General features: G+C 64.1%; 16 protein-coding genes and 1 pseudogene. 9 read left to right on the plus strand and 8 right to left on the minus strand.

Translation table 11 applies throughout. From position 1 onward, the window contains the following. Positions 1–33: 33 nt before the first annotated feature. Genes IVB05_RS26355 through IVB05_RS26375 form a run of 5 tightly spaced genes read right to left on the minus strand, consistent with a single transcriptional unit; the run spans position 34 to position 3,627 of the window. Positions 34–732: a DUF3306 domain-containing protein gene (locus IVB05_RS26355; RefSeq protein WP_247778876.1), complete on the minus strand. Its 699-nt coding sequence runs from the start codon at positions 730–732 to the stop codon at positions 34–36. After that, positions 729–1,241, minus strand: a complete 513-nt coding sequence (locus tag IVB05_RS26360; protein WP_247778877.1) for a DUF3305 domain-containing protein — start codon at positions 1,239–1,241, stop codon at positions 729–731. Before IVB05_RS26360 ends, IVB05_RS26355 begins: the two co-directional genes overlap by 4 nt. Before the next feature lie 28 nt (positions 1,242–1,269). Next, the gene (locus IVB05_RS26365) at positions 1,270–2,292 is read right to left on the minus strand and encodes a DUF6352 family protein (RefSeq protein WP_247778878.1); all 1,023 of its coding nucleotides are present in this window, start codon (positions 2,290–2,292) and stop codon (positions 1,270–1,272) included. Continuing rightward, entirely contained in the window at positions 2,289–2,864 is a 576-nt protein-coding gene (locus tag IVB05_RS26370) for a DUF6505 family protein (RefSeq protein WP_247778879.1), read from the minus strand. The genes IVB05_RS26365 and IVB05_RS26370 overlap by 4 nt, the downstream gene beginning before the upstream one ends. A gap of 7 nt (positions 2,865–2,871) precedes the next feature. Next, positions 2,872–3,627 (minus strand): biotin/lipoate--protein ligase family protein, encoded by a 756-nt coding sequence (locus tag IVB05_RS26375; RefSeq protein WP_247778880.1) that lies wholly within the window; start codon positions 3,625–3,627, stop codon positions 2,872–2,874. Positions 3,628–3,796: 169 nt separating this feature from the next. Here IVB05_RS26375 and IVB05_RS26380 point away from each other — a divergent pair, with 169 nt between their 5' ends. Next, complete coding sequence (locus IVB05_RS26380) at positions 3,797–5,833, plus strand: 4Fe-4S binding protein (RefSeq protein WP_247778882.1); 2,037 nt, start codon at positions 3,797–3,799, stop codon at positions 5,831–5,833. A gap of 61 nt (positions 5,834–5,894) precedes the next feature. Then, positions 5,895–6,692 (plus strand): annotated as a pseudogene (locus IVB05_RS26385) (Mrp/NBP35 family ATP-binding protein); the annotation flags it as partial. Positions 6,693–6,708: 16 nt separating this feature from the next. On the opposite strand, the gene IVB05_RS26390 reads toward IVB05_RS26385, so the two are convergent. From IVB05_RS26390 to IVB05_RS26400, 3 genes are all read right to left on the minus strand, one after another. Continuing rightward, the gene (locus tag IVB05_RS26390) at positions 6,709–6,942 is read right to left on the minus strand and encodes a hypothetical protein (protein ID WP_247778883.1); all 234 of its coding nucleotides are present in this window, start codon (positions 6,940–6,942) and stop codon (positions 6,709–6,711) included. A gap of 124 nt (positions 6,943–7,066) precedes the next feature. Beyond that, positions 7,067–8,092, minus strand: coding sequence for a histone deacetylase family protein (locus tag IVB05_RS26395; RefSeq protein ID WP_247778885.1), 1,026 nt, complete (start codon positions 8,090–8,092; stop codon positions 7,067–7,069). Next, the gene (locus IVB05_RS26400; RefSeq protein WP_247778887.1) at positions 8,089–8,829 is read right to left on the minus strand and encodes a GntR family transcriptional regulator; all 741 of its coding nucleotides are present in this window, start codon (positions 8,827–8,829) and stop codon (positions 8,089–8,091) included. Before IVB05_RS26400 ends, IVB05_RS26395 begins: the two co-directional genes overlap by 4 nt. A 128-nt stretch (positions 8,830–8,957) precedes the next feature. Between IVB05_RS26400 and IVB05_RS26405 the strand changes: the two genes are divergently transcribed. The 7 genes from IVB05_RS26405 (at position 8,958) to IVB05_RS26435 (ending at position 16,888) form a co-directional block, all read left to right on the plus strand. Beyond that, on the plus strand, positions 8,958–9,749 hold the full coding sequence (locus IVB05_RS26405) for a class II aldolase/adducin family protein (RefSeq protein WP_108512952.1): 792 nt from the start codon (positions 8,958–8,960) through the stop codon (positions 9,747–9,749). A gap of 58 nt (positions 9,750–9,807) precedes the next feature. Next, on the plus strand, positions 9,808–11,361 hold the full coding sequence (locus tag IVB05_RS26410) for an ABC transporter substrate-binding protein (protein ID WP_247778889.1): 1,554 nt from the start codon (positions 9,808–9,810) through the stop codon (positions 11,359–11,361). Positions 11,362–11,433: 72 nt separating this feature from the next. Further along, on the plus strand, positions 11,434–12,402 hold the full coding sequence (locus tag IVB05_RS26415; protein WP_247778891.1) for an ABC transporter permease: 969 nt from the start codon (positions 11,434–11,436) through the stop codon (positions 12,400–12,402). Next, a complete protein-coding gene (locus tag IVB05_RS26420; protein ID WP_247778893.1) occupies positions 12,402–13,241 on the plus strand; it encodes an ABC transporter permease in 840 nt (279 codons plus the stop codon). Before IVB05_RS26415 ends, IVB05_RS26420 begins: the two co-directional genes overlap by 1 nt. A gap of 2 nt (positions 13,242–13,243) precedes the next feature. After that, a complete protein-coding gene (locus IVB05_RS26425) occupies positions 13,244–14,851 on the plus strand; it encodes an ABC transporter ATP-binding protein (protein WP_247778895.1) in 1,608 nt (535 codons plus the stop codon). Positions 14,852–14,866: 15 nt separating this feature from the next. Next, on the plus strand, positions 14,867–15,802 hold the full coding sequence (locus tag IVB05_RS26430) for a glyoxylate/hydroxypyruvate reductase A (RefSeq protein ID WP_247778897.1): 936 nt from the start codon (positions 14,867–14,869) through the stop codon (positions 15,800–15,802). Between the two features lie 9 nt (positions 15,803–15,811). After that, positions 15,812–16,888, plus strand: a complete 1,077-nt coding sequence (locus IVB05_RS26435; RefSeq protein WP_247778899.1) for a phosphotransferase — start codon at positions 15,812–15,814, stop codon at positions 16,886–16,888. Positions 16,889–16,891 lie beyond the last annotated feature (3 nt).

Here is a 16,891-nt window from a genome sequence, read left to right on the forward strand (position 1 = left end):
ATAGGCTTTGCTTATTTCCGCAAATACTTTTGTCTAAACAATCGGTTTCGCGGTGCCATGACGTCGCACGGGCTGCTGCGGTGCAGCAGGCTTTGCGAGCTGGGATCCGTCGGCCGGCGCGGGTTCGCTGGCATCGTCGTCGGCCTTTGGAACTAATTCCGTCTCCACCGCCGGTTCCCCGGACCATCTGAGAGACTGTTCCGGGAGATCTTCCTGCGGCTTTGCCGACAGATCGCGTTCGGACGGCTCAACCGGAGAACCTGCCGCCTCATCTCCGGCATTTGAACCGGAATCTGTCGTTTCGGCTGCGGGTTCTCCCATGATCTGCGACACCAGCCGCGTGACGTCGATGCCGGCGCCGAGTTCGCCGCCGCCGGGGACCCCGCCCGGCGCATTCCAGTCATAAGCGTATTCGAGCGCTGGATTGACGTAGTTGCGGATCGCGGGATCCAGCGCCCAGGATTTTTGCAAAGCCGCATTCCGCAAATGTTCGGGAACGCCTTTGCGAAGAAATGCGGTGATGTCGGTGCTAGCAGTCAGTTCCTCGAGCTTTGGCAAGGTCGAGAGATCGAATTCCGGCGTGACGTCTTCGCCTTGCGGTGCGGGCGAGCCTGATGATTCGACGCTTTCGCCAGCTGGCGCGTCCGGCTCCGGCTGTTTTGCCTCCTGCTTGCGCTGCGACCACCGCGCCAGAAAGCCCTTGTCCCGATCGGCTTCGTCCGGACCACTCATCGCCGTCCCGTTCCCTCATCCGGCCGGCCGCCCGGCACGCGCGGCCGATCGCCGCTCGCGCGATCCCGCTGGCGCTTGTGGAATACGCGCTCGACATGGAATCGATCGACAAAGGCTGCAATCCATGACGCGATCTCAGGCGGCATCGGCACGGTACCGATCACGTCGCAGCCGCTTTCGAACATGGCCTCCCCTTCGGTCGGGTCGGCGGTGACCTTGGTCAGTTCGAGCTCGGCGCCACCGTCCTGGCGCCGCAACGCGACCCAGATGCGCGGCGCGCCGTCGGCAAGATTATCGCGATAATTCGCCGTTTCCGCGCTGAACAGATCGATGCTGGCCGAGCCCGCGTAGTAGGTCGTCGTATCGGCCTCGGTGGACAGCGTGGTCCACGGCGCCGTTGACGGCACCTCGTCCAAAATCATCGCCGGCGACCACAACTGGTCGATCCAGGGATTGTCGATCGAACGGCGCCGCACCACCACACCAACCTCGCGGGATGCTTCAGTCATGGCCATTCCCGATCCTCTCTCCGGTGGATCATGTGACATTCGCGGCCGCCGCCAGCGGCAACCCCGCGACCAGATTTTGCGGCTTCAATCTCACCACCTTGTCTGCGCCCATGGCGAGGATGAGGTAGACGGGCTTGTCGCCGACCCGCTCATCCACCAGCCGCTTATCTTCGATGGTCAGGCGCATCAAGGCCACGATGCGCTCGGCAACGCCGCCCTCCAGCCGCTCGCCGCGCCACAGCGCGTTGCCGATCCGCGTCGCGTCGCTGTCGAGACCGACGAACCAGCGCCAGTCGCGATCCTCGATCGAGGCGATGGTTTCGACGCTGACGGTAACGCCGAGCAGGTGGCTGATCCAGCGCTCGATGACCCGGCACAAGGCGGCGCGCGCCTTGGCATTGCCGCCGAGATTCATGACCATCGCGTGCGCGTCCGATCGGGACCAGTAGGTCCAGGCGTTTTCGTCGTCCATCACGTCCATCTCGCCGAAGGACTTCGGCTGTTGCAGCATGGCCGTGAGCGGCGATGAATGCAGGTCGTGCTGGGCATGCTGCTCCGCCTCGATCACCTCCGCATCGGCCAGCAGCAGCGTGCCGTCGTGAACGGCCGCCAGTTGGCTGCGATAGAACAGCTCCGCTGCACGCAATACATAAGGGTCGTCGCAGCCTTCGAGGGCGTTGCGCAGGATCAGGTGACACAGTTGCGACAGAAAGATCGGCGGCAGGTCGCCGGCCCCTTTTCGGGCCAGCGCGACATAGACCGCCTCCAGCGACGGCGCCGCCATCAGCCGGTCGCGGAAATTCATCATGAAGGACCAGTTTTCGCGGGCGTCGGCATCGGCAAGCCGGGCGATCTCCGCGCCCGACACAGCGCGCAGCGGATCGGCCATCAGGCTTGCATGCAGATCGCGCTCGGCCTCGCAGGCATCCGTCGGCGGCATCAATTCGGGCCGCGCCAGATAGGCCATGATGAGTTCAGGCGTCGCGACCAGCCCGCCGTGGTCGGCGCGGCGCGTAAGGTGATGGCCCGAAGCGACCCAGAATTCTCTCATGTGCGATCCGTCGTCTTGCGATCGGTCCTGATCAACCCGAGAAGATCGACCTCTTCTTGGGGTTCAACATCGCCTTCGACTTCATGGAAGGTAAAGGCGCTGGCATGCGCGTGCAACCGGTCGGCATCTGCGGCAACCGGGCGCGGCTTGAGGGTGCGAAAGCGTTCGCGGATTTCACCATTTTCGACGCTGCGCTGCACGGCCAGCAGGGTCTGCGGCGGATGCTCGCACAGCGACGCTGCGAACGCGATCTCCTCCTCGGCGGCAAGGCGCGCGGCCTCCGCATCAGGCGCCCCGAATTTCTCCACCAACTGCCCTGCGAGCCGCTCGATCATCGCCTGCCGTTCCGCTTCGCTCGCTTCGGTGACGATGGCAAGGGTCGACCATCCGAGACTGTCGATTCCGAGAAAGCCCGAACGCAGCGCCACGCGCTGCTTCTGGCCGAGCGTGGCCGGATCCCGGTTCCAGAACACGAACGCGCCGGAAACCGCCCATTCCCCGGGTTCGGCTGCCCGCTCGAAAACAAAGGTATCGGACGGGTCCAGCCTGATGGTTCGCGGAAATTTCAACATGTCCGCCTCATCCGAATTTCGGACCGCGCGCCTGCGGATCATACCAAGTGGCGCGTCCAAGCGCATCCTTAAGACTGCTCCGCTCCGGCGCTCCGTTACCGGCGGGCATGCCAACCAGAAGATCGCCGTTGACGTCGATGCCGCGGCGCTCGCCGGCCTTGCGCGTGGGAAGCCGTTCCAGATAGTCCCGCGCGATCGCCTCGAAGCCGCGCTCTTTCCAGCGGTCGAAGGCGGTCATGAGGTGGCGGGTGAAGCTCTCGATGATCGCATCAGTATCGACCATCTCGAAACCTTCGCTCAGCAAGGACACGCCCGAGGCCGCCTGCACCTCCGGGACATGCGCCATGGCGGCCGCGCGCAGGATCACGCCGAAAACGAGCCATTCAGGTATGTCGTCTTCGGTGCATTCGGCCGGCCAGCCCAGCCGTCCGCCGCCGAGCAGCCCCGCATCGAACCTGACAGCATCAGGCCAGTCGAACGTGACCTCCCGCTCCGGCGGACAATGGGCGGCAATCGCATCAGCCAGCGCATTCATGCCGGCAAAGAATGCCCGACGCGCCGAGCGGAGCGGTTCGTCGGGTTCAAGGACCACCGCGAACTCGACCAGGTCGTAGCGGCGCACCCATACGAGTGTCCCGGCGCCGGCCTCCGCCGCGATCTCGCAGCCATGGGCGAACGCATCGCCGAGCTCGCGCAACGCGACCAAAGTATAACCGGGGGGCAGATCGAGTGTCTGTTCCGTATCCCCGAGACGAGCGATCACGACGAACTATTCCCTCATTGCTTCATAGCCTGCGGGTGTATGCTATCCCGCGCAAGCCGGCGGCGCGAGCGGCCTTTGTATCTTGCAGATATCCGCCCGAGCGGTTACCGCAGAACTGTGGGCTGAAGCAACCGCCCAGCTTGGTGCATCGGGTTCAAGGTATTTTAGAATGAGCGCGGCGACGTCTCGCCTCCTGATTTGCAGTTGCGAGAAGACCATGCCGCTCGATGCGGCAGCGATCGGTCGTGGCTGCACGGCCAAGGTTACGCAGGCAAACCAGCTTTGCGGCCTCGACCTCGACCGCTTCAAGGAGGCGCTCGCCAGCGGCGAGCCGATCACGGTTGCCTGCACCCAGGAAGCGCCGCTGTTTCGGGAGGTCGCGGAGAACTCGCCGGAAGCCCAACTCACCTTCGTCAACATCCGCGAGACCGGTGGCTGGTCGAAGGATGCCGCGGCAGCCGGTCCGAAAGCAGCCGCGCTGATTGCGGCTGCAGGCGAAGACATGCCGCCGATCTCATTGGTCACGCTCGAGAGCAGTGGCGTTGCACTGATCTATGGCCGCGACGAAGTCGCGATCGACGCGGCGCAGCGTCTCGCCGATCGTTTGGACATTACCGTGCTGCTCACCAAACCCGGCGACGTGACCCCGCGCCGCACGAACGAATTTCCGGTTCTCAAGGGCACGATCCGCAATGCCCGCGGACATCTCGGCCAGTTCGAGCTTGTGATCGACGATTACGCGCTGCCCTCCCCTTCCTCGCGTGCGAAGCTCGTGTTTGGAACGTCGCGCGACGGCGCCACTTCGACCTGCGATCTGATCCTCGATCTTTCGGGCGGCACGCCGCTGTTTCCCGCGCATGAATTGCGGCCCGGTTATCTGCGCGCCGATCCGCGCGACAAAGCCGCCGTCGAGCGCGCGATTGCGGATGCCGGCGGCCTGGTCGGAACCTTCGACAAGCCGCGCTTTGTCAATTTCGAGGCATCGCTGTGCGCGCATTCGCGCTCGTCCATCACCGGATGCACGCGCTGTCTCGATCTGTGTCCGACCGGCGCGATCACGCCGAACGGGAACGCAGTCGCGATCGACGCTAATATCTGCGCCGGCTGCGGTTCCTGCGCTTCGGTATGTCCGACCGGCGCGGCCTCTTATGCGCTGCCAAGCGTAGACGCGCTGATGCGGCGGCTGCGGACGCTGCTGCAGACCTACCGCAAGGCGGGCGGAAGCGACGCGGTCGTATTGTTTCACGACGGCGAGCACGGCGAGGAAATCATCGATGCGCTGGCGCGGTTCGGCGAGGGCTTGCCGGCCAATGTGCTGCCACTGCGCGTCAACGAAGTGACGCAGCTCGGGCCGGAGATCATCGCGTCGGTCTTCGCATATGGCGGCAGCGGCGTCGCGCTGCTCACGCGCGCCAGGCCCCGGCACGACATCACGGCACTCCGCCGCGCGGTGGAGACCTCGGATCGGATCGTTACCGCGCTCGGCTTCGGTACCGGCATCATTCAGATCATCGAGACCGACGATCCGGACCAGTTGCGCGCCACGCTGGATGCGGCCCCTCGCGGCGTCGCGACGCAAAAGCCCGCCGGCTTCGTGCCGCGCGGAGCGAAACGCGGCGTGCTGGAGACGATTTTTCGCGAGCTTCACCTCGCCGCGCCCACGCCGGTCGATGTCGTGCCGCTGGCGCCGGACGCGCCCTTTGGCACGGTGAACCTGAATGTCGAAGGCTGCACGCTTTGCCATGCCTGCGTCACGGCCTGTCCGACCGGCGCACTATCAGACAATCCTGATCGTGCGATGCTGCGCTTCACCGAGAGCCTCTGCGTGCAATGCGGGCTCTGCGAATCCACCTGCCCCGAGAAGGTCATCACCATCGAACCGCGTCTCGACTTCCAGGCCTGGAACACGCCGCAGCGGGTGCTGAAGGAGGAAGAGCCGTTCAACTGCATCGCCTGCGGCAAGCCCTTCGGCACCAAGAGTTCGATCGACCGCGTGCTTGCAAAACTCGGCGAGAAGCACTGGATGTTCCAGGGCGCCAATGCCAAACGCCTCGACGTCATCAAGATGTGCGCGGATTGCCGCGTCGAAGCGGTGGTGAACGAAAGCTTCGACCCGCATGCCGCGCCGCAACGCCCGCCGATCATGTCGACGGAGGATTATTTGCGCGCGCGCAATGTAAAGAAGGACGATCCGCTTGGATCGTGAGCAGCCTGTGTCCGCCACCCCTCCAGATCTCAAGGCCCGCGCGACGTCGAAAGCCGCCGGCATTCCCGGCGTCAAGCACGTCATCGCGGTCGCCTCCGGCAAGGGCGGCGTCGGCAAATCCACCACTTCCTGCAACCTCGCGCTCGGCTTTGCTGCGCTCGGACTGAAGACCGGCATCCTCGACGCCGACATTTATGGGCCGTCGCAACAAAAACTGTTCGGCCTGCGCGGCAAGCCCCGGCAGCTCGGCCCGCGCATGCTGGAGCCGATGGAACGCTTCGGCGTCAAGGTGATGTCGATCGGCTTTCTGGTCGAGGAAGACAACGCCATGATCTGGCGCGGGCCGATGGTGATCTCGGCGATCACGCAAATGCTCCGCGAAGTCGCATGGGACGATCTCGATATTCTCGTCGTCGACCTGCCGCCCGGCACCGGCGACGCGCAGCTCACCATGGCGCAACAGGCGCCGCTGGCGGGTGCGATCATCGTCTCGACGCCGCAGGACATCGCCCTGATCGACGCACGGCGCGGCATCGCGATGTTTCAGAAGGTCAGCATTCCGATCCTGGGCCTGATCGAAAACATGTCGAGCTTCTGCTGCCCGACCTGCAACCACGTCACGCCGATCTTTGGCCACGGCGGCGCGCGGACGGAAGCCGAAAGCCGCGGCATTCCCTATCTCGGCGAAATTCCGCTCGATATGCAGATCCGCCAGACCTCCGACGATGGCCGCCCGATCGTCGCGATCGAGCCCGACGGCGTCCATGCGAAGCACTACATCGGCATGGCACGCGATATCTGGACCACGATCGTCACCGGCGCGGCACACCGGCCCCCGCCGCGCATCGTCATCGAGTAGCCGCGGCGCGGCGGCTTCACGGGCTCATGAAGACCGGATTGATCCGTTCCGCTCCGCCGACAAGACCGAGCGCCCGCAGTTCGTCGCGGTGCATATCGACGGTTAGAATCGACAGGACCAGGAAAAGAACAGCGACAATGTAAACGAGAAGTGGCGAGGCCGATTTGTCAGTCGCATCGCGTTGCGCAGCCGTCCGCTCTCGGGAATAGCTCCAGAATGGAGCCAGCAAAGCCCGCAAAGCTGACAGCATTCGGACCGTTCTTCGTTGCATCGCGCCCTGAGCCTAGATCGCCCCTTGGCCAATGTCGAGAATTGTCCAACAGGACATCGTGCCACACCTGCCAGCAGATGCGGCGAGAGCCCGTATGTACGGGCTACCGGGCCTCCTCGAAGCCACCGAGCGCAGCGGTGAGATTGGCGCCGAGGATATCGGAGAGATAGCCGCCCTCCTGAACGAAAACAGTCGGAAGGCCCAATCGAGCGATCGCGGCGCCGATGCGCCGGAAGCCGGCCGTCGTCACCGCGAGGCCGGCGAGCGGATCGTGCTCGGAGGCATCGAGACCGAGCGCCACCACGAGGGCGCCGGGCGCAAACGCGCGGATGGTTTTTTCCGCCTCGCCGATCGCCTTGATGTAGTCGTCGTCCCCGGTGCCCTTTGGCAATGGAATGTTCAGATTGGCGCCAAGGCCGGGGCCGGCGCCGCGTTCATGGGCATATCCCCAGACGAACGGATTGAAGAAAGTCGGATCGGCATGGATCGACACCGTGAGCACGTCGGGCCGTTCGTAGAAGATGCCCTGCGTGCCGTTGCCATGGTGCACATCGACATCGAGGATAGCGACGCGCTCGTGCTTCAGCTTAAGTTGAGCCGCCGCCACTGCGCTGTTGTTGAGAAAGCAGAATCCGCTCGCGAGATCGCGGTAGGCATGATGACCGGGCGGGCGGCAGAGCGCGTAAGCTGCGTCTTCACCGTCCATCACGAGTTGGGCAGCCGTTGTGGCAACATCGGTCGCGGCACAGGCGGCGGCCCAGGTGCCGGGACCGATTGGGCACGAGGTATCGATGGTGTGCCATCCGAGGCGACCGACGATATGGGTCGGGTAAGTGGCGGCGTAGCGCACCGGATGCATGTTGGCGATCATTTCAGGACCTGCATCGCCAAGCGCACTCCAGGCGTCCCACGCCTCCTCCAGAAAGCGAAGATACTCCGGGCTGTGGACCCGCGCCCGCGGTCCCTGACCGAAAGCCGTCGGCGCGACCAGATCGTGCTTGCCGGCTTTCAGTCCTGCCAGCAAACGATCGGCGCGCTCCGGCTGCTCGGTGGTGCGCTTGATAACGCCGCGCACCAGGAAGAATTGCGGATCGTGGCTGCGATGCAGTTCGGTGTAGACGGCCTTCACGCGGGTACTCCGTTGGTGGGCAATAGAATTCCGCCTGGCGCCGCGCCCGCATCGCTGCTCGGAGGCGTCAGCTCCCGCACCAGCCTGCCGACCTCGCGCCAGGCGTGACCGATATGGTGATCGACATGCGCGGTGATGCGTTCGGGGTGCCCGGCTTCGATCGCCGCCAGCAGCGGCTCGTGCGTCCGCGCGATCTCATGCGGATCGTCGTACAGGCGGCCGATGAGGCCAATGACCATGCGCAGCTCCGCCGCGAGATCATCGAACAGCCGCAGCAGGCGCCTGTTATCCGCGATTTCGAAGATCAGCCGGTGAAAGCGATAGTCTTCTTCCACCTGCCGCGCGGGATCGTCGAGATCCGCGGTCTTGTGCAGAATATCGAGTTGCCGCCGTAAGGCGTCGCGCGCGTCGCTCGTCAAATTCCGCGCCGCCAGCACACTGGCGTGGCGCTCAATGCAAAGCCGCAGATCATAGATTTCGTCGATGTTTCTGATTTCGAGCTTGCGCACGAAAAAGCCGCGGCGCGGCTTTGCCACCAGCAGCCCCTGCTTCTCCAATAGCCGTGCCGCTTCCCGCACCGGTGCGCGGCTGATGCCTAATTCGCGGGCAATGCCCGCTTCCACCACTTTTGAACCGGGCGGCAGGCGGCCCTGAACGATCGCCTGGGTCAGGATGCGAGCGACCTGGCCGACCAGATCGCTGTCCGCAAGTGCCGGTAATCCAACAGGAAGGGACATAGGTCGCATTGGCTAAACCCGCGTCAGTCTGTGTATATTTTTTAATCGTCGATTGTCGACAGTTTAGTCTTGCCCTAATGTCACGCCCCACGCAAGCTGAAAACGTTGAACGTGGGCAGAAGGCAGAAATGACAAGTGCAGCGCAAAACACCGCAAAGGCATGGCCGGCGGCGGTGGAAGACCAGACCCTCCAAATCCGGATCGACCTCGCGGCGGCCTACCGGCTGATTCACCGGCTTGGTCTCGACGACAGCATCTACACCCACATCTCCGCCCGGCTTCCGGGCCGGCAAGACCGCTTCCTCATCAACCCCTACGGCCTGCGCTTCGAGGAAGTCACGGCGTCCAACCTCGTGACCGTCGACCTCGACGGCAACGTCATCGATGACCCCATGGGCCTCGGCATCAACCCGGCCGGCTTTACGATTCACAGTGCGATCCATGCCGCGCGGCATGACGCGATCTGCGTCCTGCACACGCACACGGTGGCCGGCATCGCCGTTGCCAGCCAGAAGCGGGGCCTGCTGCCGCTCAATCAATGGTCGCTGCAGTTTACCGACTGCCTCGCCTATCACGACTATGAAGGCATCGCGCTCGATCTCGATGAGCGTTCGCGCCTTGTCGCCGATCTCGGCGACAAGTTCGTGATGGTGCTGCGCAATCACGGCATGCTGACCTGCGGCCGATCCGTCGCCGAGGCCTTCAAGCTGATGCACAATCTGGAACGCTCCTGCCGCGCCCAGCTCGCCGTGCAGTCGTCCGGCGCCGAGATCATCGAGCTATCGGCTGCGGTGGCCCGCAAGACGGCCGGCCAATACGCCAGCTTCTACGACGCGATCGAAACCAATGGCGTGCCCGACAGCGAATGGGCCGCCTTCAAGCGGATGCTTGAACGTACCGATCCCGATTTTGCGAACTGACAAACGCCACTCTCAGTCCGGTCGCGCTCCGGCCAATCTTTTTTGAACGAGGTAAGTAATGTCCAAGCGAAAGATATTGATGAGCTTCGCCGTGCTTTGCATGCTGAGCACGGCGGCAGTGGCCGAGGGGCCGAAGGCAGGCGGCGTTGTCAATGCCGTGATTCAGCCGGAGCCGCCGAGCCTGATGGTGGGCCTGGTTCAGAACGGCCCGACGCAGATGGTGGCCGGCAACATCTATGAAGGCCTGCTGCGCTACAGCCCCAAACTGGATCCCCTGCCCGGCCTCGCCGAGAGCTGGTCGGTCAGCGAGGACGGCAAGATCTACACGTTCAAACTCGTGAAGGGCGTGACCTGGCATGACGGCAAGCCGTTCACGGCAGCGGACGTCCTGTTCTCGATCGATTTCCTCAAGCAGACCCACGCACGTGCCCGTGGCAATCTGGTGCAGCTCGACAAGGTCGAGGCATCAGATGAATCGACGGTGGTCTTCACGCTGAAGCAGCCGTTCGGCCCCTTCATCGGCATCTTCGAGGTCGGCTCGCTGCCGATGATTCCGAAGCACATCTACGAAGGCACCGATTTCAAGACCAATCCCGCCAACAACACGCCTGTTGGCACCGGCCCTTTCATGTTCAAGGAATGGCAGAAGGGCTCGTTCATCCGCCTGGTCAAGAATCCGAACTACCACGTCAAGGGCAAGCCCAACATCGACGAGATCTATTGGCACGTGATTCCAGATGCCGCCGCGCGTTCGGTCGCGTACGAAACCGGCAAGGTCGACGTGCTGCCCGGCGGCTCGGTGGAAAATTTCGACGTGCCGCGCCTGAGCAAGCTCAAGAACACCTGCGTCACCGGCGCCGGTTGGGAGTTCTTCAGCCCGCATTCCTGGCTGTGGCTGAACAACCGCTCCGGCCCCACCGCGAACAAGAAATTCCGCCAGGCGCTGATGTTTGCGATCGATCGCAACATGGCCAAGGACGTGGTCTGGAACGGCCTTGGCAAGGTCGCCACCGGCCCGTCGGGCTCGGCGATCAAGTACTACACCGGCGCGGTGCCGAAATATGACTACGATCCCACCAAGGCAAAAGCGCTGCTCAAGGAATCCGGCTACAACGGCGAGAAGATTCGCATGCTGCCTTTGCCTTATGGCGAGACCTGGCAGCGCTGGGCCGAAATGGTTCGCCAGAACCTGCAGGACGTCGGGATCAACGTCGAGATGGTCGCGACCGACGTCCCCGGCTGGAATCAAAAAGTCAGCGAGTGGGACTACGACATCGCCTTTACCTATCTCTATCAGTACGGCGATCCCGCGCTCGGCGTCGGCCGCAACTACGTGTCCAGCCAGATCGCCAAGGGCTCGCCGTTCAACAATGTCGAAGGCTATTCGAATCCCGAAATCGACAAGCTGTTCACCGATGGCGCGGTCGCCTTCCCCGACGCGGCGCGTGGGGAGATCTACGCCAAGGCGCAGAAGATTCTGGTCGAGGACGTGCCGGTCGCGTGGATGCTCGAACTGCAATTCCCGACCATCACCCGCTGCAGCGTCAAGAACCTGATCACGACCGGCATCGGCGTGAACGACGGTTTCCGCGACGCCTGGATCGAGAAGTAATCGCCGGTTCGTCGGGCGTCAGATTTCAGGTCTGACGCCCGGATATGACTGCTCCAACGCAAGCGACAGAACATGATTTCCTTCATCGCCCAGCGGATCGCGAAGGCCATCGTCGTCCTTCTTGCGCTCGTTGTTCTCAACTTCTTCCTGATCCGGATGGCGCCGGGCGACCCGGCGCTGGTGATGGCGGGCGAAGCCGGCGCAGGCGATCAGGTTTTCCTGGCTCAGCTGCGCGAGAAGTTCGGTCTCGACCAGCCGCTCCCGATGCAACTGTTTCTCTATGTCAAAGGCATTCTCAGCCTTGATCTCGGATTCTCGTTTCGTCAGCAGATGCCGGTCTCGACGCTTATCCTGCAGCGCCTGCCGGCGACGCTGTTGCTGACCGGGACCGCGTTTGCGATTTCGCTCGCCTTCGGCATCCTGTTCGGCGCATTGGCGGCGCGCTTTGCCGGGACCTGGGCCGATACCGCGATCACGGTCGCGGCGCTGATCTTCTATGCCACACCGCTGTTCTGGGTCGCGCTGATGGCGATCCTGCTGTTTTCGGTCACGATGGATTGGCTGCCGAGCTTCGGCTACGAGACGGTGGGCGCAAACTATACCGGGTTGGCTCACGTCCTCGATGTCGCCGCCCACCTGATTCTGCCGGCGACAACCATCGGCCTGTTCTTCATGGCGACCTATGCCCGCATGACGCGCGCCTCGATGCTCGAGGTCGTCAGGCTCGACTTCGTCAAGACCGCGCGCGCCAAGGGCCTCTCCGACACCGTGATCCAGCGCCGCCACGTGCTGCGCAACGCGCTGTTGCCGGTGGTCACGCTCGCCGGCCTGCAGGCCGGCACGCTGGTCGGCGGCGCTGTTCTGACCGAGACCGTGTTCGCGTGGCCGGGTATCGGCCGCCTGATGTACGAAGCGCTGCTGCAGCGCGACTACAATTTGCTGCTCGGCGTCTTCGTCGTCTGCTCGGCGATGGTTCTGGCCTTCAACCTGATCACGGACCTTGTCTACCGCTCCGTCGATCCCCGCATCGAGTTCGCCTAATGAGACAGGTCTGGCGAATGCTGTTGCGCAATCCCGGTGGCATGATCGGCGTCACGATCCTGACTATTGCGATTGCGGTTGCGCTGTTTGGTCCGCTGCTGTTTCCGACCTCGCCGTGGCGCATGGTGCAGCGGCCGTTCCTGCCGCCGTTCACGATGGCTAATCTGCCGCTCGGCACGGACGCGCTGGGGCGCGACGTGATGGCCGGCATCATCTATGGCGCACGGGTCTCGCTGCTGGTCGGGCTGATCTCGACGCTGGCGTCGCTGGCGGTCGGCATCCCGCTCGGCGCGGCGGCCGGATATTTCGGCGGGCGGGTTGACGATGCCCTGATGCGCTTTACCGAGTTCTTTCAGACCGTGCCGAGTTTTGCACTCGCGATCGTGCTGGTCGCGATCATGCAGCCCTCCATCGCATCGATCGTTACAGCCATTGCCATCGTGAGCTGGCCCCCGGTGGCGCGGCTGGTGCGCGGCGAAGTGCTGTCGCTGCGCACGCGCGAATATGTCCAGGCGGCTATCGTGACCGGCCAGACCAACTGGTGGATCATCTGGCGCGAAATCCTGCCCAACGCGCTGTCGCCGGTCATCGTGCTGGCCTCGCTGATGGTCGCGACCGCGATCCTGCTGGAATCCTCGCTCTCCTTCCTCGGCCTCGGCGATCCCAATCTGATGTCGTGGGGCTACATGGTCGGCGCCGGCCGCACGGTCATCCGTCAGGCCTGGTGGATCACGGTATTCCCCGGGATCGCCATTCTGCTCTCGGTGCTGGCGCTGAACCTGATCGGTGAAGGCCTCAACGACGCGCTCAACCCTCGCCTCGCCAAAGGGGGGCGCTGAGCATGAGTGTCGTCATCAAGAACCTGAAGCTGGCGCTGCCACCCGGTGGCGACCGCGCCTATGCCGTGGATGATGTTTCGTTCGAACTATCAGCCGGAAAAATCCTCTGCGTGGTCGGCGAATCCGGCTCCGGCAAGTCGATGTGCGCCCATGCGCTGATGGGCCTGCTGCCTGATACGGTTGCGGCTGAATCCGGCGCGATCCAGTTCGAGGGCAAGAACCTGTTGTCGCTCAGCCCAACGGAATGGCTCGCGCTGCGCGGTCGCGGCATCGCCATGGTGTTCCAGGAGCCGATGACGGCGCTCAATCCGTTGATGCGGATCGGCGACCAGATCGCCGAAATGTTCGAGGCGCATGATCTCTTGACACCGAAGGAGCGCCGGCAAAAGGCCCTCGCCCTGATCGGCGAAGTCGGCCTGCCCGACCCCGATCGGATTGTTCGCGCCTACCCCCATCAATTATCCGGCGGCCAGCGCCAGCGCGCCATGATCGCCATGGCGCTGGCGCTGGAGCCCGCCGTGCTGGTGGCCGACGAACCGACGACAGCGCTTGATGTCACGACGCAAGCGCAGATCCTCAAGCTGATCCGCGACCTGCAGCGCCGCCGCAACATGGCCGTCATGTTCATCACCCATGATTTCGGCGTCGTCGCCGAGATTGCGGATCGCGTGGTCGTGCTTCAGCACGGCAAGGTGGTCGAACAGGGCACCGCCGACGACGTGCTGTTGCGCGCCCAGCATCCCTATACCCGCGCATTGCTCGCCGCCGTTCCCACCCTGCAGCCACCGCAGCGGACGCCTCTGCTCGACCGCAGCAAGGCCGTGGAAGTGGTCGGCCTCGGCAAGACCTATGTCACCGGCGGCGGCTGGTTCCGCACCGCACGGCGCGTGCAGGCGGCCAAGGAAGTCAGCTTCGATATTTTTCGCGGCGAGACGCTGGGACTTGTGGGTGAATCCGGTTCGGGAAAATCTTCGGTGGCGCGGCTCGTGATGCGCCTGATCGAACCCGATGCCGGCACCGTCCGGATCGGCGACGTCGATCTCACCCAGATCAGGGGAAAGACGCTGCGCGAACAGCGCCGCCGCATTCAGATGGTGTTCCAGGATCCGTTCGCCTCGCTCAACCCCCGCCGGAAAGTCGGCAACATCATTACGGATGGACCGATCGCGCATGGCGTCGATCCGGCGGCAGCGCGAAAGCGTGCCGGTGAACTGCTCAGTCTCGTCGGGCTCAACGCCAGCGCGATGGAACGATTTCCGCATGAGTTCTCCGGTGGACAGCGGCAACGCATCGGAATTGCACGGGCGCTGGCGCTCGACCCGGAAATCCTCGTGGCCGACGAAGCGGTCTCCGCGCTCGACGTGTCGGTGCAGGCGCAGGTGCTGGACCTGCTGGAGGATTTGAAGGCCCGGCTGGGCCTGTCGATGCTGTTCATCACCCACGATCTTCGCGTGGCCGCGCAGATTTGCGACCGCATCGCCGTGATGCAGCATGGCGCGATCGTCGAACTCAAATCCGCCTCCCTGCTGTTCGCGGCCCCCGAGCACGCCTATACGCGCGAGCTGCTTTCCGCCGTACCCGGCCGGGCGTCATCGTCCAAGGCGGCATGAACCGGATCACGAACGATGCGCTGCGTCCTGGTTAGCAAGAGCCTCGATCTTCAAGGCTATCTCGGCCCGCAATTCATGCGCGCCGCCGACCGTATCGAAATCGTCAGCCATCCGCACGAGGGGCCGACAACGGACGTCCGGCTGGCGGTGGCCTGGCATCCTCCGGATGACGCATTCGAACGCTATCCCAATCTGCAGGCGGTCTGCTCGATCGGCGCCGGCGTCGATAACATTTTGGCGTGTCCCAGCCTGCGCCCCGAAGTCGACGTGATCCGTGTCGTCGACCCGGCGCAGGCGCAGATGATGTCGGGCTTCGTTGCCTGGCACGTCATCGGGCATCAGCGGCGCTTTGCGACCTATCAGGCACAACAGCGCGAGGAACGCTGGCAGCGTATCGCCCTGCGCCGGGCGCAGGACGTGCCGGTCGGCATTTTAGGCTTTGGCGAGATCGGCCGCCGGGTCGCCGCCGATCTCGCTTTGCTTGGTTTCCCGGTCTTGGCGTGGAGCCGAACCGCAAAGCCTGCGCCGCAAGGCGTGCGCGGCTTTCATGGCGCCGCAGGTCTCGATGCCATGCTCGGTCAGACCGAGGTACTCGTGAACCTGCTGCCGTTGACGCCGGAGACAAAGGGCATCCTCAACAGCAAGACGTTCGCCCGAATGTACCGTGGCGGCTACCTGATCCAGGTTGGCCGCGGCGAGCATCTGGTCGAAGCCGATCTGCTCGCTGCGCTGGAGAGCGGCCAGCTTGCCGGCGCCGCGCTCGATGTCTTCTCGACCGAGCCGCTGGCCCCGCGGCATCCGTTCTGGCGACATCCCAACATCGTCGTCACGCCGCACGATGCCTGCGAAGTGAGCGTGGAAGCGATCGGGGCGACGTTTCGGGCGACGGCGGAAGCGATACGCGCCGGCCGGCGCCCACCGCACTCCATCGACCGCGAACGCGGCTACTGAGCGACAGCAATGGATATTCTCGTGCCGGACTCGTCGCTTGCGACAATTGCCGCTCACCCGATCGACACCCTCCGCGCCGCATCCGCCGTCCCGGAAGCGCTGGCCCAAAAACTGGCGGCCGAGCACTACGGCCTGATCGCCGCCGTGCACCGGCTCGACAGCGAGCGCGATCAAAATTTTCGGCTGCGCGCGCTGAGTGGCCACGAATATGTCCTGAAGATTGCCAACCCCGCGGAAGATCGCGCGGTGACCAACCTGCAGACGGAGGCCCTGCTTCACCTCGCCGTCGCGGACCCCGGCCTGCCGGTCCCACGCATCTTTCCGGCGCGGAACGGCATGACGGAGCTTGATGTTGCGTTCGACGACGGCTCGACGCGCGTGGTGCGCCTGTTGTCGTTTCTGGCGGGAACCCCGATGCATGCGGTCGCCGGGTCGACGGCGCTGCGGCGCGATCTCGGCCGGTGCGCCGCAAGGCTCGCGCGGGGCCTTGGCGATTTCAGCCATAGCGGGGCCAATCACAAATTGCTTTGGGACCTTCAGCACGCCGCCGAACTGCGGCCGCTGATCGACGCCGTCCCGGCCGAGCGGCGCGGTCTGGTCGAGGACGTTCTCGGCGGCTTCGAAGCTCGTGCGCTGCCGATACTGCCGCAGTTGCCGAACCAGCCCGTCCATAACGACCTCAACCCGCATAACGTCGTCGTCGACCCCGAAACCCATGCCGGCGTTGCCGGGATCATCGATTTCGGCGATCTCACCTGCACCGCACGGGTCAACGACCTCGCGATCACGGCAGCGTATCAGGTTGCCGACAACGACGATCCCCTTGCACCGGCCTGCGAGATGATCGCGGCCTACCATGCCATGCTGCCGCTCGAGCCGGCCGAATTCAGCGTGCTGTTCGACCTGATCGCCACGCGCATGGCCATGACGGTCGTGATCAGCAGTTGGCGAGCCGCCCGTTATCCTGCTAACCGGAACTACATTCTGCGCAACAATGCTGCGGCCTGGGCGCGGCTGCAGCGCATGGCGACACTGTCGAGAGACCAGGCCGCATTTCAGATTCAACGCGCCTGCGATGGGGAGTAGAGA

It is taken from the genome of Bradyrhizobium sp. 170 (assembly GCF_023101085.1).
In the GTDB taxonomy this organism is placed as follows: domain Bacteria; phylum Pseudomonadota; class Alphaproteobacteria; order Rhizobiales; family Xanthobacteraceae; genus Bradyrhizobium.